The organism is Pseudomonas sp. Marseille-Q8238 (assembly GCF_965111915.1).
In genome coordinates, this window is sequence record NZ_CBCOPI010000001.1 from 4,766,902 (window position 1) to 4,793,416 (window position 26,515).

Consider the following 26,515-nt stretch of genomic DNA (forward strand, 5'->3'; position numbering starts at 1 on the left):
CAGGCCGCCGTGAGACGGCGGCCTGTTTCATTTACGTCGATTGAACAACTCGAGCAAGCGTGTGCGGTCGGCTGCGAACGAGGCCGCTGCATTCTCTTTGTCCTTGAGAAAACGCTGAATATCCTTTTCCGCCCCCGCCTGCTCAGCACGCAGGTTATCGATTTGCACCAGCAGGTGCTGCGGCACTTCACCACCAGCACGCTCGGTATCGGCTGCCTGAGCCTGCAGATTGGCTTGCTGAGTACGCAATGACTGCAGGTTGCTGCGTGCCACACTGATCACACCGTCCAGCTCGACCAGCTTGCGATCACGCGCCCGGTCCACGTCCTCGACACTGCTGTATAGCCGCAGAAGCTGAGCATCGGAGTTGGCCTTGGCCTTCTCGCTTGCCTGACGCACGCGCTCTTCTTCGCTAGGTGCGGGCGGCACCACACGCACCACACGACCCTTCTCATTGAGCACGTCATAGCCCTTGCCCACGTACTCTGGCGGCACACCAAGGCGATTGATCACGATCTCGCCGCGATCATCGAGGTAACGGTACAGCTCCGTAGCGCCTGCCAGCGGTGGCAGGCAAAAGGTCATCAACAGTATCCAGCGCATTGCGCCCGACTTGAGCATGAGCCGCACCCTTCTTGTCCTGGTCGTGATGTTAGGCTTGCCTCAGAAAGAACTCGGCAGCGCCTAGATTCCATACTCCGCGCGATAAGCCTCCACCGCCGGCAGATGCTTCTTCAACTCGCTATCGCCCGCCAGATAATCCAGCACCTGCTCCAGCGACACAATACTCACCACGGGAACAGCATAGTCGCGCTCGACTTCCTGGATAGCCGATAGCTCGCCCTTGCCCCGCTCCTGGCGATTCAAGGCAATCAGCACGCCTGCCGCCTGGGCTTCCTGCGCCTGAATGATCTGCATCACTTCGCGAATCGCCGTGCCGGCGGTGATCACGTCATCGATGATCATCACTCGGCCATTCAACGGCGCACCGACCAGCGTGCCACCTTCGCCATGGGCCTTCGCCTCTTTGCGGTTGAAACACCATGGCAGGTCGCGCTCGTGCTGCTCGGCAAGCGCCACGGCCGTCGCGGCTGCCAGGGGAATGCCCTTGTAGGCGGGGCCGAACAGCACATCGAAATCGATACCGCTGTCGACCAGCGCCGAGGCATAGAAACGCCCCAGCTTGGCCAGGGCCAGGCCGCTGTTGAACAGGCCGGCATTGAAGAAGTAGGGACTGGTACGTCCGGACTTTAGGGTGAACTCACCGAAACGCAGCACGCCGCGTTCGATGGCAAAACGGATGAATTCGCGCTGATACGCCTGCATGAAAAGCCCCGAACGACACGCTTGTAGCTATGAATTTGGCTAATTAGGGATGAGCTCAGGTATCATACACGCAGGTGTTTTTGGGGGCCATTTATGCGGATCATCAGTGTGAACGTGAATGGTATTCAGGGTGCGGTCGAGCGTGGTTTGCTCAGTTGGCTGCAAGCCCAGAATGCCGACGTGATCTGCCTGCAAGACACCCGTGCTTCCTCCGTTGAACTGGATGATCCGGCTTTCCAGCTGGATGGTTACTTTCTCTATGCGTGTGATGCCGAGATACCCGACCAAGGGGGCGTAGCGCTGTATTCGCGCCTGCAACCGAAGGCGGTCATCCACGGTCTCGGCTTCGAGATGGCCGATCGTTACGGGCGTTACCTGCAGGCGGACTTTGACAAGGTCAGCATCGCTACCATCCTGCTGCCTTCGGGCCAGGGCGGCGATGAGAACCTCAACCAGAAGTTCAAATTCATCGACGACTTCAGCGGCTACCTGGACAAACAGCGCCGCAAGCGACGCGACTACATCTACTGTGGCTCGCTGTTCGTCGCGCACCAGAAAATCGACGTGAAGAACTGGCGCGATTGCCAGCAGATGCCCGGCTTTCTGGCGCCCGAGCGTGCCTGGATGGACGAAGTCATCGGCAACATGGGCTATGTCGACGCCCTGCGTGAAGTCAGCCGTGAAGGCGACCAGTACAGCTGGTGGCCGGATAGCGAGCAGGCAGAAATGCTCAACCTTGGCTGGCGCTTCGACTATCAGTTGCTGACGCCCGGCATGCGCCGCACCGTGCGCAACGCCAAGCTTCCGCGCCAGCCACGCTTTTCGCAGCATGCACCGCTGATCGTCGACTACGACTGGCTGCTCAGCGTCTGAGCAGCTCCAGCTGCCTGCATCAGCCGCGCACACCACGCAGCGCGCGCCAGGCCTTTGCCACGGCACTGACCAGCACCAGCACAACCCCACCCGCGACGATGCCGAATACGGCATTGAGCAGCGTCGGGGTCAGCGCACCCAGCACGCCGCCCACCACTGAAACGGACACCACCGCCTCGGCAGCCTGGTGAATCAGCGCATTGGCGAACGGAATACCGTGAGTCAGGATGCCGCCACCAACCATGAACATCGCGGCGGTACCCACCACCGACAACGCCTTCATCAGCCAGGGCGCGAACCAGAGGATGCCATGCCCGGTCTTTTGCGCCAGGACGCTGTCACGCTGGCTCAGGTAGAGCCCGGCATCATCCAGTTTGACGATACCCGCGACCAGGCCATACACCCCAATGGTCATGACCAGGGCGATGCCGGACAGCACGGCAACCTGCTGAATGAATGGCTGAGCCGCTACCACGCCCAGCGTAATGGCGATGATTTCCGCCGAGAGGATGAAATCGGTACGAATCGCCCCCTTGATCTTGTCCTTCTCGAACGTCTGGATATCCACGTCAGGGTCGGCCAGCGCCTGCACACGCTGATCGTGCTGTTCGCGCGCCGCCTCCTTGCCATGCAGAAACTTGTGCGCAAGTTTCTCGAAGCCCTCGAAACACAGGAAAGCCCCGCCCAGCATCAGCAACGGCGTGACCGCCCAGGGTACGAAGGCACTGATCAGCAAGGCCGCCGGCACCAGAATCGCCTTGTTCAGCAGCGAGCCCTTGGCCACCGCCCACACCACCGGCAATTCACGGTCAGCTCTGACACCGGAAACCTGCTGGGCGTTCAGGGCCAGATCATCGCCCAGTACGCCAGCGGTTTTCTTCGCCGCCAGCTTGGTCATCAGAGCGACATCGTCCAGCACGGTGGCGATGTCATCAAACAAGGTCAGTAGACTGGCTCCGGCCACGCACGTACTCCTTGTAGCAGCGATATGGAACGCTTACTTGACCAGGCGCCAGCAGAGGGGATAGCGGTAAGGCTTGCCCTCATTGGCCTTGATACCGGCAATGATAGTCAGCACCAGCGCCGTTACACTGACCAACAGCATCAGCGGAAAACCGATCAGTACCCAGGCCAGCAACCCGCAGACCATCATGGCGATGCTGTAGGTGATCTGGAAATTCAGCGCTTCGCGCCCCTGGTCATCGACAAAGGGATCGGACTCCTTCTTCAACTGCCAGACGATCAGCGGTCCGATGACATTGCCAATCAGTGGCGCCAATACCCAGAAGAAGGCGGCGTAGTGACACAGCATCGCCCACTGGCGAGCCTCCTGGCTTGGAATGGGAACCAGATTCTGCTCGCTCATAGGGCTCTCCTCTCTGTCAGTCGACCAGTGCGGCACGCTGCAGTTCGAACAACTCGCGCATGCCTTGTTGCGCCAGGGCGAGCATGGCATTCAGCTCTTCAGGCTGGAAGGGGGCACCTTCGGCCGTGCCCTGCACCTCGATGAAACCGCCAGCATCGGTCATCACCACGTTGAGATCGGTCTCGGCAGCGGAGTCTTCCAGGTAGTCCAGGTCGAGCACAGGCTCGCCCTGGTAGATGCCCACGGAAACGGCAGCGACCATCTGCTTGAGTGGCTCGCCTTTCAGGGCGCCGCGCTTCTTCAGCACTTTCAACGCATCGGCCAGGGCCACCATGGCGCCAGTGATCGAGGCCGTGCGGGTGCCGCCATCGGCCTGGATGACATCGCAATCGATATAGATGGTGTTCTCGCCCAGCTTGCTCATATCCAGCGCTGCGCGCAGGGAGCGGCCGATCAGGCGCTGGATCTCCAAGGTACGACCACCCTGCTTGCCGCGGCTGGCCTCACGCTGGTTACGGTCGCCGGTGGCGCGCGGCAGCATGCCGTACTCGGCAGTCAGCCAGCCCTGGCCCTGCCCCTTGAGGAAGCGCGGCACACCGGACTCGACGCTGGCGGTGCAAATGACCTTGGTGTCGCCGAACTCGACCAGCACCGAACCCTCGGCATGCTTGGTGTAGTTGCGGGTGATGCGAACAGCGCGCAACTGGGTGGAGGCACGGCCACTGGGACGTTTCATCTGCTAATACCTGATAAGAGAGCGGGGAAATCTGCCGGGCATTATAGGGCCGCCATCGCGCGCGCGACATGCCGGATTGGGCCGACCGACGCACTGCGCTACAATCCCGCGCCCTTGTTCATTGATCCGAGAGGTATTCCCATGGTGCACAGCATGACGGCCTTCGCCCGCGTCGAAGGGGCCGGCGCCCACGGCACCCTGAGCTGGGAACTGCGCTCGGTCAATCACCGCTACCTGGAACCGCACCTGCGCCTGCCCGATGCCTTTCGCGATCTCGAAGGCGCCGTGCGCGAAGCGCTGCGCCAGGGACTCTCGCGTGGCAAGGTCGAATGCACCCTGCGCTTCGCCGAGGAAAGCAGTGGCAAGAGCCTGAAAGTGGACAACGAGCGCGCCAGCCAACTGATCGCCGCTGCCGAGCAGGTGGCCGGCTTGATCAAGCAGCCAGCCCCGCTCAACCCGCTCGAAGTACTGGCCTGGCCCGGTGTACTGGTGGCCGACGCGGCCGACCCGCAAGCCCTCAACGCCGCGGCCCTGGCCCTGTTCGACCAGGCCCTCGGCGAGCTGAAAGCAGGCCGTGGCCGCGAAGGCGCCGAACTGGCCAAGCTGCTCAATGAGCGACTGGACAGCATTCAGGACGAAGTCGTCGCCCTGCGCGAGCTGGTGCCGCAGATGCTCGCCGGGCAACGGCAGAAAATTCTCGACCGCTGCGCCGACATGCAGGCCGAACTGGAGCCACAACGCCTGGAGCAGGAACTGGTGCTGCTGGCGCAGAAGAGCGACGTCGCCGAGGAGCTTGATCGCCTGACCACCCACGTCAGTGAAGTGCGCCGCGTACTGAAGGCGGGCGGCGCAGCTGGCCGGCGCCTGGACTTCCTGATGCAGGAACTCAACCGCGAAGCCAACACCCTTGGTTCGAAAGCCTTCGATACCCGCAGCACCCAGGCAGCGGTCAATCTCAAGGTGCTGATCGAACAGATGCGCGAACAGGTACAGAACATCGAATAAGTTACCGGTGCCCGCCAGGCATCATTTCCTTTTGCTCAGGATGCAACCATGACCGTCACCACCGGCACTCTCTACATCGTTTCGGCTCCTTCTGGTGCCGGCAAGACCAGCCTGGTCAAGGCCCTGATCGACAGCGTGCCGCGCATCCGCGTATCGGTCTCGCACACTACCCGCGCCAAGCGCCCGGGCGAAGAAGACGGGGTCAACTACCACTTCGTCGACCACACCGCCTTCACCGCCATGATCGAACGCGGCGACTTCCTGGAACACGCCCAGGTCTTCGACAACTTCTATGGCACCTCGCAGACCTGGCTGGAGAAAACACTGGCCGAGGGCTACGACCTGATCCTCGAGATCGACTGGCAAGGCGCGCAACAAGTGCGCAAGCTGATGCCGCAGGCCAAGTCCATCTTCATCCTGCCGCCGACCCAGGAGGCCCTGCGCCATCGCCTGACCAACCGCGGGCAGGACAGCAGCGACATCATCGAACGGCGCATGCGTGAGGCGGTCAGCGAGATGAGCCACTACGTCGAATATGACTATCTGGTGATCAACGACGATTTCCAGCATGCCCTGGACGACCTGAAGGCCATTTTCCGCGCCAACCAGTTGGGCCAGAGTACGCAGCAACAGCGCCATGCCGGCCTGCTCAGCGAACTGCTGGTCTGACCGCTCAAAACAGCGCTTCCCTTAATGCTGGTGATTTTTTAGACTATTCAGTCCGCTCGCCCATTCGGGCCCAGCCTTTTTGCTATTGCCACGAGGAACACCATGGCCCGCGTTACCGTTGAAGATTGCCTGGACAACGTCGATAACCGCTTCGAGCTGGTCATGCTCGCCACCAAGCGTTCCCGTCAACTGGCCACCGGCGGCAAAGAGCCCAAGCTGGCTTGGGAAAACGACAAGCCGACCGTTGTTGCCCTGCGCGAAATCGCAGCCGGCCTGGTCGACTATGACGTGATCGCCCAAGACGACCTGGTTGAAGAAGAACCTTTCTTCGCAGCGCTGGAAGACGAGGCCAACGAGCCCCTGTAAAGCGATGGGCCGACGTCGCGCGACTCGCATGCAGCCGGAGCGGCAGGGGGCAAACCCTTGCCGAGCATAGACACACTCGCAGAACGACTCTCGGCCTATCTCGGCCCGGACCAGGTCAATCTGGTCCGCCGCGCCTATTTCTACGCCGCGCAAGCCCATGACGGGCAACGCCGCCGCAGTGGCGAAGCCTACGTCACGCACCCGCTGGCAGTCGCCAACATCCTCGCCGACATGCACATGGACCATCAGAGCCTGATGGCAGCCATGCTCCATGACGTCATCGAGGACACCGGCATCGCCAAGGAAGCACTCACCGCGCAGTTCGGCGAAACCGTCTCGGAACTGGTCGACGGGGTCAGCAAGCTGACCCAGATGAATTTCGAGACCAAGGCCGAGGCCCAGGCCGAAAACTTCCAGAAGATGGCCATGGCCATGGCCCGCGATATCCGCGTGATCCTGGTCAAGCTGGCCGACCGCCTGCACAACATGCGCACCCTGGAAGTGCTGTCCGGCGAGAAGCGTCGGCGCATCGCCAAGGAAACCCTGGAAATCTACGCGCCCATCGCCAATCGCCTGGGCATGCACAGCATGCGCGTGGAATTCGAGGACCTCGGCTTCAAGGCCATGCACCCGATGCGCTCCGAGCGTATTCGCGCCGCGGTGCGCCGCGCCCGGGGCAACCGCAAGGAAATCGTCGCCAAGATCGAAGAGTCGATCACCGCCTGCCTGGAACGCGAAGGCATGCAGGGCGAAGTGACCGGCCGCGAGAAGCACCTGTACAGCATCTACCAGAAGATGCGTGGCAAGCGTCGGGCGTTCAACGAGATCATGGACGTCTACGCCTTCCGCATCATCGTCGACAAAGTCGACACCTGCTACCGTGTGCTCGGCGCCGTGCACAACCTGTACAAGCCACTGCCCGGACGCTTCAAGGATTACATCGCGATCCCCAAGGCCAACGGCTACCAGTCGCTGCATACCACCCTGTTCGGCATGCATGGCGTGCCCATCGAGATCCAGATCCGCACCCGCGAGATGGAAGAGATGGCCAACAACGGCATCGCCGCGCACTGGCTGTACAAGTCCGGCGATGACGAGCAGCCCAAGGGCACCCACGCCCGCGCCCGGCAGTGGGTCAAGGGCGTGCTGGAAATGCAGCAGCGCGCCGGCAACTCGCTGGAATTCATCGAAAGCGTGAAGATCGACCTGTTCCCGGACGAGGTCTACGTGTTCACGCCCAAGGGCCGCATCATGGAGCTGCCGAAGGGCTCCACGGCGGTCGATTTCGCCTACGCGGTGCACACCGATGTCGGCAACAGTTGCATCGCCTGCCGCATCAACCGGCGCCTGGCGCCGTTGTCGCAGGCGCTGGAAAGCGGCTCCACGGTGGAAATCGTCACTGCCCCTGGCGCGCGGCCCAACCCGGCCTGGCTCAACTTCGTGGTTACCGGCAAGGCACGCACGCACATTCGCCACGCCCTCAAACTGCAGCGCCGCTCGGAGTCGATCAACCTTGGCGAGCGCCTGTTGAACAAGGTGCTGACCGGCTTCGACAGCCACCTGGAAAAGATCTCTCCGGAGCGCATCCAGCAGGCTCTCGGCGAATATCGCCTGGAGGTCATCGAAGACCTGCTCGAAGACATCGGCCTGGGCAACCGCATGGCCTATGTCGTCGCCCGTCGCCTGCTGGCCAGCGACGGCGACGAGCTGCCGAGCGCCGAGGGCCCGCTGGCCATTCGCGGCACCGAAGGCCTGGTACTCAGCTACGCCAAGTGCTGCACGCCGATCCCCGGCGACCCCATCGTTGGCCACCTGTCGGCGGGCAAGGGCATGGTGGTGCACCTGGACAGCTGCAAGAACATCAGCGAAATCCGCCACAATCCGGAAAAGTGCATCCAGCTCAGTTGGGCCAAGGATGTCACCGGCGAATTCAACGTCGAATTGCGCGTCGAACTGGAACACCAACGCGGCCTGATCGCCCTGCTGGCCAGCAGCGTGAATGCCGCCGACGGCAACATCGAGAAGATCAGCATGGACGAGCGCGATGGCCGCATCAGCGTGGTCCAACTGGTCGTCAGCGTGCATGATCGCGTGCACCTGGCACGCGTGATCAAGAAACTGCGGGCGCTGACCGGGGTGATTCGCATCACCCGCATGCGCGCCTGACCCCTTGCGCCGGGCAGCCTGCCCGCGCCCCTCACTCAGGAGAATCCCATGAGCAAGAGCGTCATCACCAGCGACAAGGCCCCAGCCGCCATCGGCACCTATTCCCAGGCCATCAAGAGCGGCAACACCGTCTACCTGTCCGGCCAGATCCCGCTCGACCCGAAAACCATGGAACTGGTCGAGGGCTTCGAAGAGCAGACCGTACAGGTCTTCGAGAACCTCAAGGCCGTGATCGAAGCCGCCGGCGGCAGCTTCAAGGACGTGGTCAAGCTGAACATCTTCCTCACCGACCTGAGCCACTTCGCCAAGGTCAACGAAGTCATGGGCCGCTACTTCGAGCAGCCTTATCCAGCCCGCGCCGCCATCGGCGTAGCTGCCCTGCCGCGCGGCGCACAAGTGGAAATGGACGGCATCCTGGTTATCGACTGAGACCGCCCATGCGCCACACCCTGACGGCCCTGCTCGCCTCTGCCCTGCTGGTCGGCTGTGCCGGCAAGCCGGGCAGTCCGGATGGCATCTGGATCAACCAGCCGCTGATCGACGCCGCGCGCGAAGGCGGCCCGTTGCGTGAGGCACTCCTCGCCCATGGGCCGAATCTGGAATGGCGCATCGACAGTGCGCGGGGCATCGCCACGTACAGCAACGGTTTCGAGCTGGGCGAAGGGCAACTGAGTGCCGAGCAGCCCGGGCACTGGCAGGTCGACTACCACGGCGACTACCAGGAACAGCTCAGCCTCGATGGCAAGCAACTGGTGCAAGCTGCCAGCGCCAACGGGCCGGAACAGCACTTCAGCAAACCCGCTACAGCCATGGCTGCCGATGCGCCACCGGGCAGCAGCTTTGAATGGGCGCTGTACCAGGCCTACCTGGGCGGCAAGTGGACCATCAGCCAAGGCCTTGGCCAAGGCGGGCTGGTGATCTTCCATCCGGACGGCCGTGTCGAGGGGCTGCCAGGAAGCGAACGCTATGCGCTGTGCCTAGCTGGCGATTGCGCCTCGATGGCCGGCGACCACGACAGCCTCTGGCTGCAACTCGGGCAACAGGGCGCGCCGTGGCTATTCGAACGCGATGGTGATGAATTACGCATCTTCGAAGCGGTCAACCAGGCCCAATCGACCGAGATGCCCGAATATCGACCAGGTCACCAAGCCTGGCTGCTCGAACGAGACTGAGTCCGCACATGCGCCACAACTTATTGCTTGGACTGCTATTAGTTGCCCTGACCGCCCAGGCTGACCAGCGCCACTACGATAGCAGCGGACGTTACCTCGGCCGCACGGACGACAGCGGCCGCCACTACGACAGCAGCGGTCGCTATACCGGTAGAACCGATGCCAATGGCCAGCGCTACGATGACGCCGGACGCTACCTCGGCCGGCAGAGCGAAAACGGCCAGACGTATGACGCCAGTGGGCGCTACACCGGGCGCCAGGACCAGGAAGGCCGTCAGTACGACTCCGCCGGACGCTATGAAGGCAGACAGGACCGCGACGGTCGGCAATATGACTCGAGCGGGCGCTATACCGGCCGTTCTGACGACTGATCGGCACTCAAAATAGCCGCATAGCCTTCTCGATAGCTCGGGTACTGCGGCACCCAGCCCAGTGCCCGTGCACGGGCGTTGCTGCAGCGCTTGCTACCGGAGCGACGCACGGTGGACTCCTCGGCCCAATGCTCTACGCCTATCTGCTCGCGCAGCCAGGCCACCACTTCATGCAAGGGAGCCGGGGCATCGTCCACACCGATGTAACAGTCCTCAAGCGCCGTGCCGGCGGCATCGGCCTGCAAGAGAAACGCCAACAGGCCAGCGGCATCATCGGCATGGATGCGATTGGCGTACAGCGGCGGCTCACTGACCACCCGGTACCCCATACGCACCTGCTTCAACAACCACTCACGCCCTGGCCCGTAGATACCGGTCAGGCGTACCGTGCTAGCGGGCAGTCCACTGTCCAGCAACAGGCGCTCGGCTTCGAGCATGATGCGCCCGGAATAGCTCTGCGCTTCGGCTGGTGATGCTTCGTCGACCCAACTGCCATCAGCCTGCGTGTATACACCACTGCTGGAGACGAACAGCACACGCTTGGGCCGTTGCCCATGCTGAGCCAACCATTGGAGTACGTGACGCAAGCCCTCGACATAGGCCTGCCGGTAGCCAGCCTCGTCGTGCTGGGTCGCAGCAGCGCTGTACACCAGATAATCCAGCGTACCGCTCGGCCACTGCGCCGGGCAGGTCGCTTCGCTCAGGTCAGCTGCTACCGGCAAGGTTCCCGCCGGCAAGGCTGCGACCGTACGCCGCAGGCCATACACCTGCCAGCCTGCTTCGCCCATGCGCACCGCCAGCCGCCCGCCTACATCGCCACATCCCGCAATCAACAGGCTTCGAACAGCAGACATGCACAGCTCCTCATTGGATAACGCGTTACCGGTGACAATTGCCAAACAGGGTAACAGCTGCAATCCAGGGCAATAAAGTTACAGCGTTTCTTTCACAAACAAGAATTACTTGCAATAATGGCCACCCTTTTAGCCAGGCTGCCGTATGCAGCCATGGTCACCGCTCTTCCCAATCTAGGTCCGGCCAGCATGAACACCATCGCATTCCGCGTTCAGCCAACCACCGTTTTCCCGTCGCGCGCCCTGCGCGCCTTGGGCGTCCTGCTTTTCAGCCTGTTGCTGGTGCCCTCCAGCGCATTTGCCGAAGAGCCAGCCGTAACACCAGGCGCCGCCACTGCCGAGCAAACCGCGCCGGTCGCTCCGGCCACTGAAGAAACGCCTGCCGCTGCCGCGCTGCGCGAGAAGCTCGCAGCCCTCGGCCCGGATGCGAGCGCCGAGCAGATCCGCGAAACCACTCGCCAGACCCTGGAAGAGCAAGGCGCGTCGGCTGAAGACATCGCCAAGGCACTGGAAGTCCTGAGCATGGCGGAAGAACTGGGCAACCAGCTCTCCGAAGCCGCGCTGGATGACGCCGACGCCGCCTTCCATGACCTGTCGCCCTGGGGCATGTACCAGAGTGCCGACGTGGTGGTGAAGAGTGTAATGATCGGCCTGGTACTGGCGTCGATCCTGACCTGGACCATCTGGATCGCCAAGAGCATCGAGCTGATTGGCGCCCGCCGCCGCCTGAAGCGGGAACTGCTCGACCTCAAGGGCACCCGCACTCTCAACCAGGCCGCCGAGCAAGCCCGCACCAAGCACAGCTTCAGCACCGTACTGATCGAAGATGCCCGCGAAGAGCTGAAACTGTCCGCCGGCACCAAGGAAAAGGAAGGCCTCAAGGAACGCATCAGCTTCCGCCAGGAGCGCCTGGTCGCTGCCTGCGGTCGCGAGATGAGCAAAGGCACCGGCGTGCTGGCCACCATCGGCTCCACTGCGCCCTTCGTCGGCCTGTTCGGCACCGTGTGGGGCATCATGAACAGCTTCATCGGCATCGCCAAAACCCAGACCACCAACCTTGCCGTCGTCGCCCCCGGTATCGCCGAAGCACTGCTGGCTACCGCTCTGGGCCTGGTCGCGGCGATTCCTGCGGTCATCATCTACAACGTCTTCGCCCGCTCCATCGCCAGCTACCGCGCACAAGTCGCCGACGCCTCGGCACAGGTCCTGCTGCTGGTCAGCCGTGACCTCGACCACCAGTCGAGCGGCGAGCGCGGCCAACAGCCCCACATGGTCAAGGCGGTCTGATGCCATGGGCCTGCATCTGAACGAAGGTGGTGATGATCTTCAGGAAAGCCACGAGATCAACGTAACGCCCTTCATCGACGTCATGCTGGTGCTGCTGATCATCTTCATGGTCGCAGCCCCACTGGCCACCGTCGACGTCAAGGTCGATCTGCCGGCCTCCAGCGCCAAACCGGCCCCACGCCCGGAAAAACCGATCTACCTGAGCATCAAGGACGACAAGAGTCTGTACCTCGATAACCAGCAGGTCGACCCGACCAAGCTGGGCTCGGCGCTGGATAACCTGACCCACAACGATCGGGAAAAGACCATCTTCGTGCGCGGTGACAAGGGCGTCGACTATGGCGACCTGATGGTCGTGATGGACAACCTGCGTGGCGCCGGTTATCTGAAGATTGGCCTGGTGGGTCTGGAAACGGTCGGTAAGCAATGAGTTCAACGCCAGCCAAGCTGTCGCGGTGGAGCGTCAGCATCATCGTCGTGCTCGCGCTGCATGCCGGCCTGTTCTATTGGGCGTTCTTCTGGCACCCCACGCTCACGCCGCTGGAAATCCCACCGGCAGCGATGGTCATCGAGCTGGAGCCCTTGCCGCCTGCCGCGCCCAAGCCGGCTCCGCCACCGCCGCCGGAAGTGAAGCCGGAAGAGCCCGAGCCCATGCCGAAGCTGGCCGAAGCGCCGAAGCCGACCATTGCGGTCACTCCGCCCAAGCCGAAGCCCAAGCCACAGCCCAAACCGCCGAAGCCCAAGCCGCCTGAGCCCAAGCCACAGGAGCCGGATCAGCCTCAGGAAGACGCGCCGCCAGCGCCGCCAAGCCCGCAGGTTGCAGACAAAGCTGCGGCCCCGCTGCAAGCACCGGTCAGCACGCCGAGCCAGGCCGAAATCAGTTGGCAGAGCAAGCTGCTCAGCCACTTGGCAAAATACAAGCGCTACCCGGAAGATGCCCGCCGCCGTGGCTTCGAAGGGGTCAATCGCCTGCGCTTCGTCGTCGATGCCGACGGCAAGGTGCTGTCCTATTCGCTGGCCGGCAAATCGGGCAGCGCCTCGCTGGACCGCGCCACGCTGGAGATGATCCGCCGTGCGCAGCCCCTGCCGAAGCCGCCACCCGAGCTGCTCAATAATGGCAGCCTGGAAATCGTCGCGCCGTTCGTCTACTCGCTGGACCGTCGCTGACCTGCCGGGGCCGTGTCAGCACACGGTCCCGGAGCCGCCACGGCGCTGCATTTCAGGTGTTGGTTCCATTGAAGACAGCCGCTATGCTTGGGCGCATCTCAATGGATAAAGACTATGACCCTCACCGAGCTGCGCTACATCGTCACCCTGGCCCAGGAACAGCATTTCGGACGTGCCGCCGAGCGCTGCCATGTCAGCCAACCGACCCTGTCGGTCGGTGTGAAAAAACTCGAAGACGAGCTGGGCGTGCTGATTTTCGAGCGCAGCAAGAGCGCCGTGCGCCTGACTCCGGTCGGTGAAGGTATCGTCACCCAGGCGCAGAAGGTGCTGGAGCAGGCACAGGGCATCCGCGAGCTGGCCCAGGCTGGCAAGAACCAGCTGGCCGCACCGCTGAAGATCGGCGCCATCTACACAGTCGGTCCTTATCTGTTCCCGCACCTGATTCCGCAGTTGCACCGGGTCGCTCCGGAAATGCCGCTGTACATCGAGGAAAACTTCACCCACGTGCTGCGCGACAAGCTGCGTACCGGGGAGCTGGACGCGATCATCATCGCCCTGCCGTTCCAGGAAGCCGACGTACTGACCAAACCCTTGTATGACGAGCCGTTCTTCGTGCTGATGCCCGCCAACCATCCGTGGACCGCGAAAAAGAACATCGACGCCGCCCTGCTCAACGACAAGAGCCTGCTGCTGCTCGGCGAAGGCCATTGCTTCCGCGATCAGGTCCTCGAAGCCTGCCCGGCCACCCGCAAGACCGAAGAGAACAAGCACACCACCATCGAGTCCAGCTCGCTGGAAACCATCCGCCACATGGTCGCCTCGGGCCTGGGCATCTCGGTCCTGCCGCTCTCTGCAGTGGAAAGCCACCACTATGCGCCAGGGATCATCGAGGTCCGCCCGCTGACCCCACCGGTACCATTCCGCACCGTGGCCATCGCCTGGCGCGCCAGCTTCCCGCGGCCCAAGGCCATCGAGTTGCTGGCCGACTCGATCCGCCTGTGCTCGGTCGCCGCGCGCCCACAAGGTGAAGCCCTGCCGGCATGACCGAACTGGCACAAGTGCCCGTCACTGCCCTCAAGGGCGTTGGCGCGGCACTGGCGGAAAAGCTCGCCAAGGTCGGCCTGGAAACCCTGCAGGACGTGTTGTTCCACCTGCCCCTGCGCTACCAGGACCGCACCCGCGTGGTGCCCATCGGAGCCCTGCGTCCCCGCCAGGATGCAGTGATCGAAGGCATAGTCGCAGGCGCCGATATCGTCATGGGTCGCCGTCGCAGCCTGCTGGTACGCCTGCAGGATGGCAGCGGCACCCTGAGCCTGCGCTTCTACCACTTCAGCCAGGCGCAGAAGGATGGCCTCAAGCGTGGCACCCAATTGCGCTGTTACGGCGAAGCGCGCCCCGGCGCCTCGGGCCTGGAAATCTACCACCCGGAATACCGTGCTCTGAACAGTGATGAGCCGGCACCGGTGGAACAGACCCTGACGCCGATCTACCCGACCACCGAAGGCCTGACCCAGCAGCGTCTGCGCCAGCTCTGCCAGCAAGCCTTGGCACGTCTCGGGCCACACAGCCTACCCGACTGGCTGCCTGCCGAACTGGCGCGCGACTATCGCCTGGGGCCGCTGGACGAAGCGATCCGCTACCTGCACCGGCCACCGCCGGATGCCGATCTGGAGGAACTGGCCGAGGGCCGCCACTGGGCCCAGCATCGCCTGGCCTTCGAGGAATTGCTGACCCACCAGCTCTCGCTGCAACGCCTGCGCGAACAGGTCCGCGCCCAGCAGGCCCCGCGCCTGCCCGTGGCCAAGCGCCTGCCACAGCTGTTTCTACAGAACCTTGGATTCCAGCCCACCGGCGCACAGCAACGGGTCGGCGCCGAGATCGCCTATGACCTGTCCCAGGACGAGCCGATGCTGCGCCTGGTGCAAGGCGATGTCGGCGCCGGCAAGACGGTGGTCGCCGCCCTGGCCGCATTGCAAGCACTGGAAGCCGGCTACCAGGTCGCGCTGATGGCGCCCACCGAGATCCTCGCCGAGCAGCACTTCCTCAACTTCAGTCGCTGGCTGCAGCCGCTGGGCATCGATGTGGCCTGGCTCGCCGGTAAACTCAAGGGCAAGGCCCGCGCGGCAGCCCTGGAGCAGATCGCCACCGGCACACCCATGGTGGTCGGCACTCACGCCCTGTTCCAGGAAGAGGTGCAGTTCAAGCGTCTGGCCCTGGCGATCATCGACGAGCAGCACCGCTTCGGCGTGCAGCAACGCCTGGCCTTGCGCCAGAAAGGGATTGCCGGCCGCCTGTGTCCGCACCAGTTGATCATGACCGCCACGCCGATTCCGCGAACCCTGGCGATGAGTGCTTACGCCGACCTCGATACCTCGATCCTCGATGAGCTGCCGCCTGGGCGCACCCCGGTGAACACCCTGGTGATCGCCGACAGCCGCCGCATCGAAGTGGTCGAACGCGTACGCATCGCCTGCCGCGAAGGCCGTCAGGCCTATTGGGTGTGCACGTTGATCGAAGAGTCCGAGGAGCTGACCTGCCAGGCCGCCGAGACCAGCTTCGAAGAACTCTCCAGCGCGCTCGGCGAGCTGCGTGTGGGCCTGATCCACGGACGCATGAAGGCGGCAGAAAAAGCCGCCGTGATGGAGCAGTTCAAGCGCGGCGAGCTGCAACTGCTGGTCGCCACCACGGTGATCGAAGTCGGTGTTGACGTGCCCAACGCCAGCCTGATGATCATCGAGAACCCCGAGCGTCTGGGCCTGGCCCAGTTGCACCAGTTGCGCGGGCGAGTCGGGCGAGGCAGCGCCGCCAGCCACTGCGTGCTGCTCTATCACGCACCGCTGTCACAGATGGGCCGCGAGCGCCTGGCGATCATGCGCGAGACCTGCGACGGCTTCATCATCGCCGAGAAAGACCTCGAACTGCGTGGCCCCGGCGAAATGCTCGGCACCCGCCAGACCGGCCTGCTGCAATTCAAGGTCGCCGACCTGATGCGCGATGCCGACCTGCTGCCCGCCGTACGCGATGCCGCACAAACACTGCTGGCACAGTGGCCGCAACATGCCAGCCCATTGCTCGAACGCTGGTTGCGCCATGGCCAGCAATATGGCCAAGTGTGAGCACGCGCACAGCTAGCGGGTCGCTTGCACGATGGCAGCGCCCCTTGGCAGCACCGCTGGTTATACTCCTCCGCAGTCGTTTTTCAGCTGGACTCCGCCCATGACCGATGTAGCCCTTGCACCTGATTCCGCGCCACGCCCACCGGCGATGATTCTTCAGCTTCTGGAAAAACTCGGTGTAGCGTGCCAGGTACGGCTGGATCATCCCGCGTTGCCAGCCGAGCGCCGCGTCCAGGCCGCCCTGCTCGACGATGCGGTCGGCGCCTTGCTGGTGCTGTTTCCTCAGGACCAGTTGCTCGACCTCAACCGCCTTGCCGAACTCACCGGACGCAAGCTGACCGCCGTCAAACCCGAGCGCCTGGAGCGGATGCTGGCCAAACACGAGCTTGGTCAATTGCCCGGACTACCGCCACTGACCAGTTCACCCTGCCTGTACGACGAGCGCCTGCTGCGTGGCGACAGCCTGCTGATCGAGTCGGGACAACCCGGCGTGCTGCTGGAAATCGCCAGCGAAACCTACAAGACCGTGCTGTTGAGCAAGGCCAGCGCGGCCCGCTTTGGTGAGCCACTGGCGAGCATCCAGCTCAACCTCGACCGTCCAGACGACGACCGCGCCGAAATCACCCAGGCGGTCCAGGCCTTCACCGCCCGGCGCATCCAGCAGCGCCTCGAGGAAACCATCGAGATCCCGCCGCTGCCGGAGACCGCGCAGAAAATCATCAAGCTGCGCGTCGACCCGGATGCCACCGTCGACGACATCACCGGCGTGGTGGAGACCGATCCGGCACTGGCGGCGCAAGTCGTCAGTTGGGCCGCCTCGCCCTACTACGCCGCGCCGGGCAAGATCCGCTCGGTGGAAGATGCCATTGTCCGTGTCCTGGGCTTCGACCTGGTAATCAACCTCGCCCTCGGCCTGGCACTGGGCAAGAGCCTCAGCCTGCCCAAAGACCAGCCGCAGCAAGCCACACCGTACTGGCAACAAGCGATCTACAGCGCCGCGGTGATCGAAGGCCTGACCCGTGCCATGCCCCGCGCGCAACGTCCGGAGGCTGGCCTGACCTACCTGGCCGGCCTGCTGCACAACTTCGGCTACCTGGTCCTGGCCCATGTCTTCCCGCCGCACTTCTCGCTGATCTGCCGGCACCTGGAGGTCAATCCGCACCTGCCGCCCAGCTACATCGAGCAGCACCTGCTGGGCATCAGCCGCGAGCAGATCGGCGCCTGGCTGATGCGCTTCTGGGACATGCCGGAGGAACTGGCCACCGCGCTGCGCTTCCAGCACGACCCGGACTACGACGGCCCACATGCCGCCTACCCGAACCTGGTGTGCCTGGCGGTCAGCCTGCTGCGCAATCACGGGATTGGCAGCGGCCCGCAGAGCGAGATTCCGGATGCCCTGTTCGAGCGCCTGGGCCTGACCCGTGAAAAAGCCGACGATGCCCTGAACAAGGTGCTCCAGGCCGAAGCGGCACTGCGAGAGCTGGCGTCGCAACTCAATCTGCCGCACTGAGCAACACCCATGAAAAAGGGGCCGCAAGGCCCCTTTTTTTCATGGACACCGAATACGCGCTACTTGAGCTGCGCCCGGCGTGCCGCAAAGACCTTGGGCAGTTGCCGAACCGTGGCTTCCAGCACCGCATGCACGGGCGCCTGTTCGTACAAGGCAGCGTACTCCGTCAACTGCGCACTGGGCGTCTGCCGATAGGCATACAACATGAAGGCCTCAACACCGCTGGCACTGGAGCTGCGCAAGGCTGCAATCTGGCCGGCGGTCTGCTCGCCGAGTGCCTTCTCACTGAGCGTCTCACCCCGCGCCTTCAACGTCAGCAACGCCTGAGTCTTGCCCACTTCATAGCGCAACAGGGTAGCCAGTTCGGTCGTGTGCGCGGCCTTGTCGAGACGACGTACCAGTTCAACCCGCTCGGCACGCGGCGGACGCTGGCTCAGTTGAGCACGGTAATCCGCCAGGCCACCGGCCTCCGCTACTCCCCGTTCGGCCTCGGTAAATTGCTGCGCCAGGGGGCTATCGAGCAACTGCAACGCCTCTTCCAACTGGGCCTTGGGCAGTTCCGACGCCAGGCGCTTGGCTAGGTCATCGCACAAGGCAGACGCGGCAAAGGTCTTGTCCAGGCGTTTCTGCTGATTAGCGGGCATCCCCCGCTGCAACAACGGTGCGGTCTGCTCGCACAGCAAGGCAACGCCTGACAGCTCCAGCACCCGGGTAAGCGTCGGATCGACCGGTGCAGCCTGCACCGTGGCACTCAAGAGCAGCAGAAGAGGAAAAACGCTCAGCAAACGCATGGTGACAACTTCCCTGAAAACGCCAAGCCTAACCGATAGCGCCCTGCGCGTGTCTCAAGCAGCCTTCTTCGGCTGGGTCTTGGCTTTCTTCGGCACAACGTACTTGAGCAGGCCCTGGAACCAGATCACCAGTGCCGGGTTGCCCTGGATCTGGATGTCCTTGTTCTGGATGCCCTGCATGAAGGCCAGTTGCTTGTTCTTCGCCTGCAGGGTGGCGAAGCCGTAGAGCGCGTCCTTGAAACCGATGGCGAACGCCGGTGCCTCGGCCTTGCCGGCACGGCTGGTGACGCGCTGCTGACTGATGATGTAGTGACGGGCGATCTTGCCGTCCAGTGTATGCATCTGGAAAACCATGTCCTTGCCTTCCAGCTGCTTCTGGAAGTCAGGATTGGTGCGGCTGGCCTTGGCCATCAGCCGGCCCAGCATCCAGAGGAGAAAGCGGAATTTCATGGTGCACAGCCTCGAAGTGTGTCAATCGGCGGTGCATTGTAGCGACTTGCGCCAGGGACTACATCCTGGCGTTTGTTACCGTTTCGCGCGCGAACGCGACGAAATGAGCACAAACTTTGGCAAATCCGGGACCTTGCGGCCCCGGACCGAAGGCTGTCAGTTGACCGCATCCTTCAGGGATTTGCCCGGCTTGAACGCCACGGTGTTGCTGGCTTTGATCTTCACCGGCTGACCGGTTTGCGGGTTTTTACCGGTACGAGCACCGCGGTGGCGCTGCAGGAAGGTGCCGAAACCAACCAGAGTCACGCTGTCCTTGCGGTTCAGCGCATTGGTGATTTCTTCGAGAACGGCGTTGAGTACGCGGTTGGCCTGGTCTTTGGTCAGGTCTGCCTTTTCGGCGATAGCCGCGGCGAGTTCGGGTTTGCGCATAAATGCCTCTTTGACGGTTTGTTGTTTTTGTGTCCGTGCTGTCCATCCGGAACAGCGCCCAAGGCGCCGCAACAGCTCTGCGCTGCGGCAGACCGAGGGAGAATGGCACGCCATCAGGCACCGCGCCAGTACTGCTGGGCGGTTTACATCGCCTTTAGCAAGGCTTTTATGCCATATCGAGTGACAAACCAGCCATATGCCACAGCATAAGTGCGATTTTGTGAGGTCGGTGACTATCGCACCGTCACGCATAGATGCAGAGATACAAACACTGAAAGCACAAACGGCGACCCTATAGGTCGCCGCTCATATCAGCTCAGGAACACGCCTCAGCCGATTTCGATCATCTCGAAATCAGCCTTGCCCACGCCGCAATCCGGGCACAGCCAATCGGCGGGTACATCTTCCCAGCGGGTGCCAGGCGCGATGTCATCGTCTGGCCAACCCAGGCTTTCGTCATAGATCAGTCCGCAGACCACGCATTGCCACTTCTTCATTGTCGTTACCTCCTCATCGGACAGACCGGACCGATATACCTCTGATAGCCTGAAACCGACCGCCTCAAGGCAGTGCTCCCCAGCCCAGGCAACTAGGCATGGAGGAGTCGGTCGTTCGCGTCAGGCGTCGTGTGGGCATTTGCTGGCCATAAAATCAGCAGGCTTTGTACTGGTCAGCGCGCCCTGGCGCAAGTACCTGCCGGCGGTCTACGACGCCATTTCGCATGTTAAGCTCGCGGCCTCATTGTGCCGTTTGAAGCCTGACATCGTGTCACTCGCCCATCCGCCACGCTGGCTCACCAGCGCGCAACTGCATCCCGTACCCACTCCCCTGCATCGTGACTGGCTCTTTGACCAGGGCTCGCTGACCCGCCGCCTGACGGGCCTGAGCGCCGGCCAGTTCAGTGTGCTGCCGCTGCTGCAAGGCTGGCAGGTGCTGCGCGCCGATGAGTGCGACAGCCTGCAGGTGCCGGTCGGCAGTCAGGGCTGGGTGCGCGAGGTGTTCCTGCGTGGCGCCGAGCAACCCTGGGTATTCGCCCGCAGCGTTGCAGCCCGTAGCGCCCTGGAAGGCTCCGGCTTCGACCTGGGCAAACTGGGTAGCCGTTCGCTGGGCGAGTTGCTGTTCAGTGATCAGGCCTTTCAGCGCGGCGAGCTGCAGGTCTGCCGCTACCCGGCCATCTGGCTGCCTGCCGCTGTGCGCGAGGAGCGCCTGTGGGGCAGACGTTCGTGTTTCCGCCGCGATGGGCTTGGTGTACTGGTCGCCGAAGTCTTCCTGCCAGCCTTCTGGCAGCAGGCCGAACAACCGGCGTGAGGCCTTCGTCCTGCACGGTGCGACTCGTCTCCGTATAATCGCGCCCACTGTGTCCGGAGAGCCGTCGATGTACACCACCCTGCTGCAATCGCTGAATCGCCTGCACCCACGCCTCTTCGATTTCATCCAGCTGACGCGCCTGGACCGCCCCATCGGCGTCTACCTGCTGCTATGGCCCACCCTGTGGGCGCTGTGGGTGGCCAGCAAGGGCACGCCGGACCTCAAGCATCTGTTGATCTTCGTCGTCGGCGTCACGCTGATGCGCGCTGCCGGCTGCGTAATCAACGACTACGCCGACCGTAACTTCGACGGCGATGTCGCACGCACCCGCAATCGACCGCTGGTCAGCGGCAAGGTCACAGCGCGCGAAGCATTGATCCTGTTCGCCGTGCTGATCGGACTCAGTTTCGTCCTGGTGCTCTTCACCAACTGGCTGACTATCGTGTTCTCCATCGGCGGCCTGGCCCTTGCCGCCTGCTATCCGTTCATGAAGCGCTATACCTTCTACCCGCAAGTGGTGCTCGGCGCGGCCTTCTCCTGGGGCATGCCGATGGCCTTTACCGCGATCACCGGCGAACTGCCGCCGCCCGCGGCCTGGCTGCTGTACCTGGCCAACCTGCTGTGGACTGTCGGCTATGACACCTACTACGCCATGACCGACCGCGAAGACGACCTGAAGATCGGGGTGAAATCCACCGCCATTCTGTTCGGCGATGCCGATCGCGTGATCATCCTCACCCTGCAGGGCATGGCCCTGTTCTGCCTGGCACTGGCGGGTGTGCGCTTCGGCCTCGGCATCTACTTCCTGCTCGGCCTGCTTGGCGCGGCACTGTGCTTCGCCTGGGAGTTCTGGAGCACCCGTGAGCGCGATCCGCAGAAGTGCTTCGCCGCATTCCTGCACAACCACTGGGCGGGGTTGTCGATCTTTCTCGGCATCGTGCTCGATTACGCCGTGCGCCCGGTGGTGTAACGAACCGGGCGCCTCGTGCGCATCCATGGCCTAATTCACGTTGCGATACGCCCTACCGTTCACGTATCAAAACCACGCTGCCGCGCAGTTGTCACATCGCTGCAATAATTCCGTTATCTAATGCGGCGCAAGACAGACAACCCGAGGCCAGACCATGGTTGGCAAGAACATTCTGATCGTTGATGACGAAGCGCCGATTCGCGAGATGATCGCCGTCGCGCTGGAGATGGCCGGCTACGACTGTATCGAGGCGGAAAACACTCAGCAGGCACACGCCCTGATCGTCGACCGCAAGCCGGATCTGATCCTGCTCGACTGGATGCTGCCCGGCACCAGCGGCATCGAGCTGGCCCGCCGTCTCAAGCGCGACGAGATGACCGACGACATCCCGATCATCATGCTCACCGCCAAAGGCGAAGAGGACAACAAGATCCAGGGTCTTGAGGTCGGCGCCGATGACTACATCACCAAACCATTCTCGCCCCGTGAGCTGGTCGCCCGGCTCAAGGCCGTGCTGCGCCGCGCCGCGCCGAACGATGGTGAGTCGCCGATCGAGGTGGGCGGCCTGTTGCTCGACCCGGTCAGCCACCGCGTCACCATCGACGGCAAGCCGGCCGAGATGGGGCCGACCGAATACCGCCTGCTGCAGTTCTTCATGACCCACCAGGAACGCGCCTATACCCGTGGCCAGTTGCTCGATCAGGTCTGGGGCGGCAATGTCTACGTCGAAGAGCGCACGGTCGACGTGCACATCCGCCGCCTGCGCAAGGCGCTGGGCGAGGTCTACGAAGACCTGGTGCAGACCGTACGTGGCACCGGCTATCGTTTCTCCACCAAAAGCTGAGCTGGCCACACCCGATTAAGGAAGTATGGTGAATCAGAACTGGCGTAGCGTCGTGGTGCGTCACCTGCTGCTGTTGCTAGCCGCCTGCGGGCTGCTCGGCCTGATCAGCGGCGAATATGCCTGGTCCCTGGTGCTCGGCCTGGGTGCCTACCTGGCCTGGCATATCAAGCAATTGCTGCGCCTGTATATCTGGCTGCGCGACCGCAAGCCGGATGAAGCACCGCCAGAAGGCTACGGCCTGTGGGGCGAGGTGTTCGACAACATCTACCACCTGCAACGCCGTGACCAGCGTGTGCGTGGCCGCCTGCAAGCCGTGATCGACCGCGTGCAGGACTCCACCGCCGCCCTGCGCGACGCGGTGATCATGCTCGATAGCGACGGCAATCTGGAGTGGTGGAACCGCGCCGCGGAAACCCTGCTGGGCCTGAAAACACCACAGGACAGCGGCCAGCCGATCACCAACCTGGTCCGCCATCCACGCTTCAAGGAATACTTCGAGCAGGGCAATTACCAGGAGGCTCTGGAGCTGCCCTCGCCGGTCAATGATCACCAGCGCCTGCAATTGCAGATCACCCAGTACGGCAATGCCGACCACTTGATGCTGGTGCGCGACGTCACCCGCATCCATCAGTTGGAGCAGATGCGCAAGGACTTCGTCGCCAACGTGTCCCACGAACTGCGCACACCACTGACCGTGATCGCCGGCTACCTGGAGACCCTGCTCGACAACGTCGAGGACGTGAACCCGCGCTGGGTGCGTGCCCTGCAGCAGATGCAGCAACAGGGTGCACGCATGCAGAACCTGCTCAACGACCTGCTCCTGCTGGCCAAGCTGGAGGCCACCGACTACCCCTCCGACAACCAGCCGGTACCGGTCGACCTGCTTCTGCTGAGCATCAAGAACGACGCCCAGGCCCTGTCCGCCACGCGCAATCACCGCATCAGCCTGGAAGCCGACGCCAGCGTGCGTCTCAAGGGCAGCGAGGCGGAGCTGCGCAGCGCATTCTCCAACCTGGTGTTCAACGCGGTGAAGTACACACCCGATGAAGGCGAGATCCGTATCCGCTGGTGGCACGACGACACGGGCGCACATTTTTCGGTGAGCGACAGCGGTATCGGTATCGAAGCCAAGCACCTGCCACGCCTGACCGAGCGTTTCTACCGGGTCGACTCCAGCCGCGCCAGCCACACCGGCGGCACTGGCCTGGGCCTGGCCATCGTCAAGCACGTGTTGCTGCGCCACCGCGCCCGCCTGGATATCACCAGCGTGCCGGGCAAGGGCAGCACCTTCACCTGCCATTTCCCCCCCCAACAGGTGTCCATGCGCGGCTGACGACTTGCAATCACCCGCGCGAGCCGCCAACCTTCAGACTTTATCCATCACCCGAACCCTCCATGGACCCTTCCCCTAGTTACACCGCCGCCAGTTATTTCGCCGATTTCGGCCTCATCCTGTTCGCCCTGTTCCTCGTGCTGCTCAACGGATTCTTCGTCGCGGCCGAGTTCGCCATGGTCAAGCTACGCGCCACCAAGGTCGAAGCCATTGCCGAAAAAAACGGCTGGCGCGGGCATATCCTGCGCACCGTACACAACCAGCTCGACGCCTACCTCTCGGCCTGCCAGTTGGGCATTACCCTGGCTTCCCTCGGCCTCGGCTGGGTCGGCGAGCCTGCTTTCGCTCACCTGCTGGAGCCGGTCTTCAGCTACTTCGGCCTCGAGTCGCCCAAGCTGGTCCACGCCAGCGCCTTCTTCGTCGCCTTTTTCATCATTTCCTACCTGCATATCGTGGTCGGTGAGCTGGCCCCGAAATCCTGGGCGATCCGCAAGCCCGAGCTGCTGTCGCTGTGGACCGCCGCGCCGCTGTACCTGTTCTACTGGGCCATGTACCCGGCGATCTGGCTGCTCAACGCCAGCGCCAACGGCATCCTGCGCCTGGTCGGCCAGGGCGAGCCGGGGCCGCACCACGAACACCATTACAGTCGCGACGAACTGAAGCTGATCCTGCACTCCAGCCGCGCCCGCGACCCCAGCGACCAGGACATGCGCGTGCTCGCCTCCGCCGTGGAAATGGGCGAACTGGAAGTGGTCGACTGGGCCAACTCGCGCGAAGACCTGGTCTACCTGAACAGCAACGCCAAGCTCGACGAAGTGTTCAGCCTGTTCCGCCGCCACAAGTACAGCCGCTTCCCGGTCTATGACGAAAGCGCCGATACCTTCGTCGGCATCCTGCACATCAAGGACCTGCTGCTGCACCTGTCACTCCTGGAAATGCTGCCCTCGGCGCTCAAACTCAGCGAACTGCTGCGCCCGGTGGAGCGCGTATCCAAGCACATGCCGCTGCCGCGCCTGCTGGAACAGTTCCGCCAGGGCGGTGCGCACTTCGCCCTGGTCGAAGAGGCCGATGGCAAGGTCATCGGCTTCCTGACCATGGAGGACGTGCTCGAAGCACTGGTGGGCGATATCCAGGACGAACACCACAAGGCTGAACGCGGCCTGCTCGCCTACCAGCCCGGCAAGCTGCTGGTGCGCGGTGATACGCCGTTGTTCAAGATCGAACGCCTGTTGGGCGTCGACCTCGACCACATCGAAGCGGAAACCCTCGCCGGCCTGGTCTATGAAACCCTCAACCGCGTGCCGGAAGAGGAAGAAGTGGTCGACGGCGAAGGCCTGCGCATCATCATCAAGAAGATGAAAGGCCCGAAAATCGTCCTGGCCAAGGTGCTCAAGCTGGACTGAGCAGCACGCGCTGGCCGCGCCGGCCAGCGCCGCGTCTAGAACCTGAGCACGTCCTCCTTCGTAGCGCCACGAGCGCGACTCAGGTCAGCGCCATTCCCTTGTCCAGATGCTGGTCCACCAGCCATTTGCCGTGGGCAATCGAAGCGCGCTGGGCCTTGTCCAGCTCGCTGAGAAAGCGGTAGTCCACAGGTAACGACAAGCGCCGCGTGGTCCGCCCGTCGGGCGTGGTGATGTGGCAGCCGCCGGCCCAGGGCGTGGGGATTCCCGGGTGTTCGACGACATCGGCATGAATGGCATGGTCACGATGGATGCAGTGCAGGCTGGTCATGGCAACTACCTCGCAGGCATGTGCCTCCACCATAAAACAGCCAGGCCAGGTGCGGCAGCCAACCGACGAAGGGTCGACTTGCGATTCGGCAAGCTTCAGTCACTGCCCTCGACGAGCAGCCAATAGGGCAAAGGGGATTTGAGGAAGAACGCAGCGTGCAGACACTGGGCTATGGGGCACTATGCCGGTAGCGGTGGCTGTGGAGGGAGACGAGCGGAAGAGAAGAATCGGTGGCGCCCGCAAGGGGCACCACCGATGCGGCAGCGGTCGACTTAAGCGACGGCGCCGGCCAGCGAACCTTTCGGGTTGGCACCGAAACGGTTGTCGCCCGGGGTGCTGTCCAGCACCAGGAACACCAGCAGCACGATACCGCCAACCAGCGGAACAAGTGCGATCAGCAACCACCAGCCGCTGCGGTTGGTGTCGTGCAGGCGACGTACAGCCACGGCCAGCGACGGGATCAGCACAGCCAGTGCATAGATACCGCTGAGCAGACCAATACCTGCTTCAACACTGAAGGTGCCGACCACGCCGTCGACGAACGACAGCACAACACTGACGATCAAGTTGAACAGAACGAACATCCAGTATTCCTTGCGGCGGGCACGGCCGCTGAACACTGCATATTGCTTCAGAACGTTGAGATACCAGTTCATGTTTTTATACCTTTCCTTG

General features: G+C 63.1%; 31 protein-coding genes. 19 read left to right on the forward strand and 12 right to left on the reverse strand.

The window, feature by feature from the left end; translation table 11 throughout:
* Window positions 1-27 precede the first annotated feature (27 nt).
* Together ACWPW0_RS21940 and pyrE are read right to left on the reverse strand one after the other, a co-directional pair.
* Window positions 28-621, reverse strand: a complete 594-nt coding sequence (locus ACWPW0_RS21940; protein WP_454256549.1) for a DUF4124 domain-containing protein — start codon at window positions 619-621, stop codon at window positions 28-30.
* 63 nt (window positions 622-684) lie between these two features.
* Window positions 685-1,326, reverse strand: a complete 642-nt coding sequence (gene pyrE, locus ACWPW0_RS21945; RefSeq protein ID WP_447595074.1) for an orotate phosphoribosyltransferase — start codon at window positions 1,324-1,326, stop codon at window positions 685-687.
* A gap of 93 nt (window positions 1,327-1,419) precedes the next feature.
* On the opposite strand from pyrE, the gene ACWPW0_RS21950 reads away from it, so the two are divergent.
* Entirely contained in the window at window positions 1,420-2,199 is a 780-nt protein-coding gene (locus tag ACWPW0_RS21950) for an exodeoxyribonuclease III (protein ID WP_447595076.1), read from the forward strand.
* 19 nt (window positions 2,200-2,218) lie between these two features.
* On the opposite strand, the gene ACWPW0_RS21955 is transcribed toward ACWPW0_RS21950, so the two are convergent.
* The 3 genes from ACWPW0_RS21955 to rph are packed head-to-tail and all read right to left on the reverse strand — an operon-like array spanning window position 2,219 to window position 4,301.
* Window positions 2,219-3,163, reverse strand: coding sequence for a DUF808 domain-containing protein (locus tag ACWPW0_RS21955; protein ID WP_454256550.1), 945 nt, complete (start codon window positions 3,161-3,163; stop codon window positions 2,219-2,221).
* A 33-nt stretch (window positions 3,164-3,196) separates the two neighbouring features.
* Entirely contained in the window at window positions 3,197-3,565 is a 369-nt protein-coding gene (locus tag ACWPW0_RS21960) for a DUF4870 domain-containing protein (protein ID WP_447595079.1), read from the reverse strand.
* A 16-nt stretch (window positions 3,566-3,581) separates the two neighbouring features.
* Window positions 3,582-4,301: a ribonuclease PH gene (gene rph / locus ACWPW0_RS21965; RefSeq protein ID WP_192327281.1), complete on the reverse strand. Its 720-nt coding sequence runs from the start codon at window positions 4,299-4,301 to the stop codon at window positions 3,582-3,584.
* Between the two features lie 141 nt (window positions 4,302-4,442).
* Between rph and ACWPW0_RS21970 the strand changes: the two genes are divergently transcribed.
* The 7 genes from ACWPW0_RS21970 to ACWPW0_RS22000 all read left to right on the forward strand — a co-directional run bounded on the left by ACWPW0_RS21970 (window position 4,443) and on the right by ACWPW0_RS22000 (window position 10,050).
* Window positions 4,443-5,306, forward strand: coding sequence for a YicC/YloC family endoribonuclease (locus ACWPW0_RS21970; protein ID WP_454256551.1), 864 nt, complete (start codon window positions 4,443-4,445; stop codon window positions 5,304-5,306).
* 48 nt (window positions 5,307-5,354) lie between these two features.
* The gene (gene gmk / locus ACWPW0_RS21975) at window positions 5,355-5,975 is read left to right on the forward strand and encodes a guanylate kinase (RefSeq protein ID WP_454256552.1); all 621 of its coding nucleotides are present in this window, start codon (window positions 5,355-5,357) and stop codon (window positions 5,973-5,975) included.
* Between the two features lie 102 nt (window positions 5,976-6,077).
* The gene (gene rpoZ / locus ACWPW0_RS21980; protein WP_447595083.1) at window positions 6,078-6,341 is read left to right on the forward strand and encodes a DNA-directed RNA polymerase subunit omega; all 264 of its coding nucleotides are present in this window, start codon (window positions 6,078-6,080) and stop codon (window positions 6,339-6,341) included.
* A 57-nt stretch (window positions 6,342-6,398) separates the two neighbouring features.
* Window positions 6,399-8,507, forward strand: a complete 2,109-nt coding sequence (gene spoT, locus ACWPW0_RS21985; RefSeq protein WP_447595085.1) for a bifunctional GTP diphosphokinase/guanosine-3',5'-bis pyrophosphate 3'-pyrophosphohydrolase — start codon at window positions 6,399-6,401, stop codon at window positions 8,505-8,507.
* A gap of 48 nt (window positions 8,508-8,555) precedes the next feature.
* Window positions 8,556-8,936 carry a RidA family protein gene (locus ACWPW0_RS21990; protein ID WP_454256553.1) on the forward strand — a complete coding sequence of 127 codons (381 nt, stop codon included), beginning with the start codon at window positions 8,556-8,558 and terminating at the stop codon, window positions 8,934-8,936.
* An 8-nt stretch (window positions 8,937-8,944) separates the two neighbouring features.
* Complete coding sequence (locus ACWPW0_RS21995) at window positions 8,945-9,679, forward strand: hypothetical protein (RefSeq protein WP_454256554.1); 735 nt, start codon at window positions 8,945-8,947, stop codon at window positions 9,677-9,679.
* Between the two features lie 8 nt (window positions 9,680-9,687).
* Entirely contained in the window at window positions 9,688-10,050 is a 363-nt protein-coding gene (locus tag ACWPW0_RS22000) for a hypothetical protein (RefSeq protein WP_447595089.1), read from the forward strand.
* On the opposite strand, the gene ACWPW0_RS22005 is transcribed toward ACWPW0_RS22000, so the two are convergent.
* Window positions 10,026-10,904, reverse strand: coding sequence for an SDR family oxidoreductase (locus tag ACWPW0_RS22005; RefSeq protein WP_454256555.1), 879 nt, complete (start codon window positions 10,902-10,904; stop codon window positions 10,026-10,028). The two genes, ACWPW0_RS22000 and ACWPW0_RS22005, sit on opposite strands and share 25 nt — an antisense overlap.
* A 189-nt stretch (window positions 10,905-11,093) precedes the next feature.
* On the opposite strand from ACWPW0_RS22005, the gene exbB reads away from it, so the two are divergent.
* The 6 genes from exbB (at window position 11,094) to ACWPW0_RS22035 (ending at window position 17,984) form a co-directional block, all read left to right on the forward strand.
* Window positions 11,094-12,191 (forward strand): tonB-system energizer ExbB, encoded by a 1,098-nt coding sequence (gene exbB, locus ACWPW0_RS22010; RefSeq protein ID WP_454256556.1) that lies wholly within the window; start codon window positions 11,094-11,096, stop codon window positions 12,189-12,191.
* A gap of 4 nt (window positions 12,192-12,195) precedes the next feature.
* The gene (gene exbD, locus ACWPW0_RS22015) at window positions 12,196-12,621 is read left to right on the forward strand and encodes a TonB system transport protein ExbD (RefSeq protein WP_447595095.1); all 426 of its coding nucleotides are present in this window, start codon (window positions 12,196-12,198) and stop codon (window positions 12,619-12,621) included.
* Window positions 12,618-13,358 carry an energy transducer TonB gene (locus tag ACWPW0_RS22020; protein ID WP_447595097.1) on the forward strand — a complete coding sequence of 247 codons (741 nt, stop codon included), beginning with the start codon at window positions 12,618-12,620 and terminating at the stop codon, window positions 13,356-13,358. Before exbD ends, ACWPW0_RS22020 begins: the two co-directional genes overlap by 4 nt.
* A gap of 114 nt (window positions 13,359-13,472) precedes the next feature.
* Window positions 13,473-14,402, forward strand: a complete 930-nt coding sequence (locus ACWPW0_RS22025) for a LysR substrate-binding domain-containing protein (RefSeq protein WP_447595099.1) — start codon at window positions 13,473-13,475, stop codon at window positions 14,400-14,402.
* Window positions 14,399-16,474, forward strand: coding sequence for an ATP-dependent DNA helicase RecG (recG, locus tag ACWPW0_RS22030; RefSeq protein ID WP_454256557.1), 2,076 nt, complete (start codon window positions 14,399-14,401; stop codon window positions 16,472-16,474). Before ACWPW0_RS22025 ends, recG begins: the two co-directional genes overlap by 4 nt.
* Before the next feature lie 100 nt (window positions 16,475-16,574).
* Entirely contained in the window at window positions 16,575-17,984 is a 1,410-nt protein-coding gene (locus tag ACWPW0_RS22035; protein WP_447595103.1) for an HDOD domain-containing protein, read from the forward strand.
* A gap of 59 nt (window positions 17,985-18,043) precedes the next feature.
* On the opposite strand, the gene ACWPW0_RS22040 is transcribed toward ACWPW0_RS22035, so the two are convergent.
* From ACWPW0_RS22040 to ACWPW0_RS22055, 4 genes are all read right to left on the reverse strand, one after another.
* Window positions 18,044-18,775 (reverse strand): hypothetical protein, encoded by a 732-nt coding sequence (locus ACWPW0_RS22040; protein WP_454256558.1) that lies wholly within the window; start codon window positions 18,773-18,775, stop codon window positions 18,044-18,046.
* A gap of 54 nt (window positions 18,776-18,829) precedes the next feature.
* Complete coding sequence (locus ACWPW0_RS22045; protein ID WP_454256559.1) at window positions 18,830-19,225, reverse strand: helicase; 396 nt, start codon at window positions 19,223-19,225, stop codon at window positions 18,830-18,832.
* A gap of 156 nt (window positions 19,226-19,381) precedes the next feature.
* The gene (locus ACWPW0_RS22050; protein WP_003457795.1) at window positions 19,382-19,654 is read right to left on the reverse strand and encodes an HU family DNA-binding protein; all 273 of its coding nucleotides are present in this window, start codon (window positions 19,652-19,654) and stop codon (window positions 19,382-19,384) included.
* 329 nt (window positions 19,655-19,983) lie between these two features.
* Window positions 19,984-20,151 (reverse strand): rubredoxin, encoded by a 168-nt coding sequence (locus tag ACWPW0_RS22055; protein WP_220812555.1) that lies wholly within the window; start codon window positions 20,149-20,151, stop codon window positions 19,984-19,986.
* 268 nt (window positions 20,152-20,419) lie between these two features.
* Here ACWPW0_RS22055 and ACWPW0_RS22060 point away from each other — a divergent pair, with 268 nt between their 5' ends.
* From ACWPW0_RS22060 to ACWPW0_RS22080, 5 genes are all read left to right on the forward strand, one after another.
* Entirely contained in the window at window positions 20,420-20,962 is a 543-nt protein-coding gene (locus ACWPW0_RS22060) for a chorismate--pyruvate lyase family protein (protein ID WP_454256560.1), read from the forward strand.
* Between the two features lie 67 nt (window positions 20,963-21,029).
* Window positions 21,030-21,932, forward strand: coding sequence for a 4-hydroxybenzoate octaprenyltransferase (gene ubiA / locus ACWPW0_RS22065; RefSeq protein WP_454256561.1), 903 nt, complete (start codon window positions 21,030-21,032; stop codon window positions 21,930-21,932).
* 154 nt (window positions 21,933-22,086) lie between these two features.
* Window positions 22,087-22,776, forward strand: coding sequence for a phosphate regulon transcriptional regulator PhoB (gene phoB, locus ACWPW0_RS22070; RefSeq protein ID WP_447595113.1), 690 nt, complete (start codon window positions 22,087-22,089; stop codon window positions 22,774-22,776).
* A gap of 25 nt (window positions 22,777-22,801) precedes the next feature.
* Complete coding sequence (gene phoR / locus ACWPW0_RS22075) at window positions 22,802-24,109, forward strand: phosphate regulon sensor histidine kinase PhoR (RefSeq protein WP_454256562.1); 1,308 nt, start codon at window positions 22,802-22,804, stop codon at window positions 24,107-24,109.
* Window positions 24,110-24,171: 62 nt separating this feature from the next.
* Window positions 24,172-25,512, forward strand: a complete 1,341-nt coding sequence (locus tag ACWPW0_RS22080) for a hemolysin family protein (protein ID WP_454256563.1) — start codon at window positions 24,172-24,174, stop codon at window positions 25,510-25,512.
* Window positions 25,513-25,591: 79 nt separating this feature from the next.
* Here the strand turns inward: ACWPW0_RS22080 and ACWPW0_RS22085 are convergent, their stop codons facing one another.
* Entirely contained in the window at window positions 25,592-25,840 is a 249-nt protein-coding gene (locus ACWPW0_RS22085) for a hypothetical protein (RefSeq protein ID WP_447595119.1), read from the reverse strand.
* Window positions 25,841-26,112: 272 nt separating this feature from the next.
* Entirely contained in the window at window positions 26,113-26,496 is a 384-nt protein-coding gene (locus ACWPW0_RS22090; RefSeq protein WP_454256564.1) for a DUF805 domain-containing protein, read from the reverse strand.
* Between the last annotated feature and the right edge of the window lie 19 nt (window positions 26,497-26,515).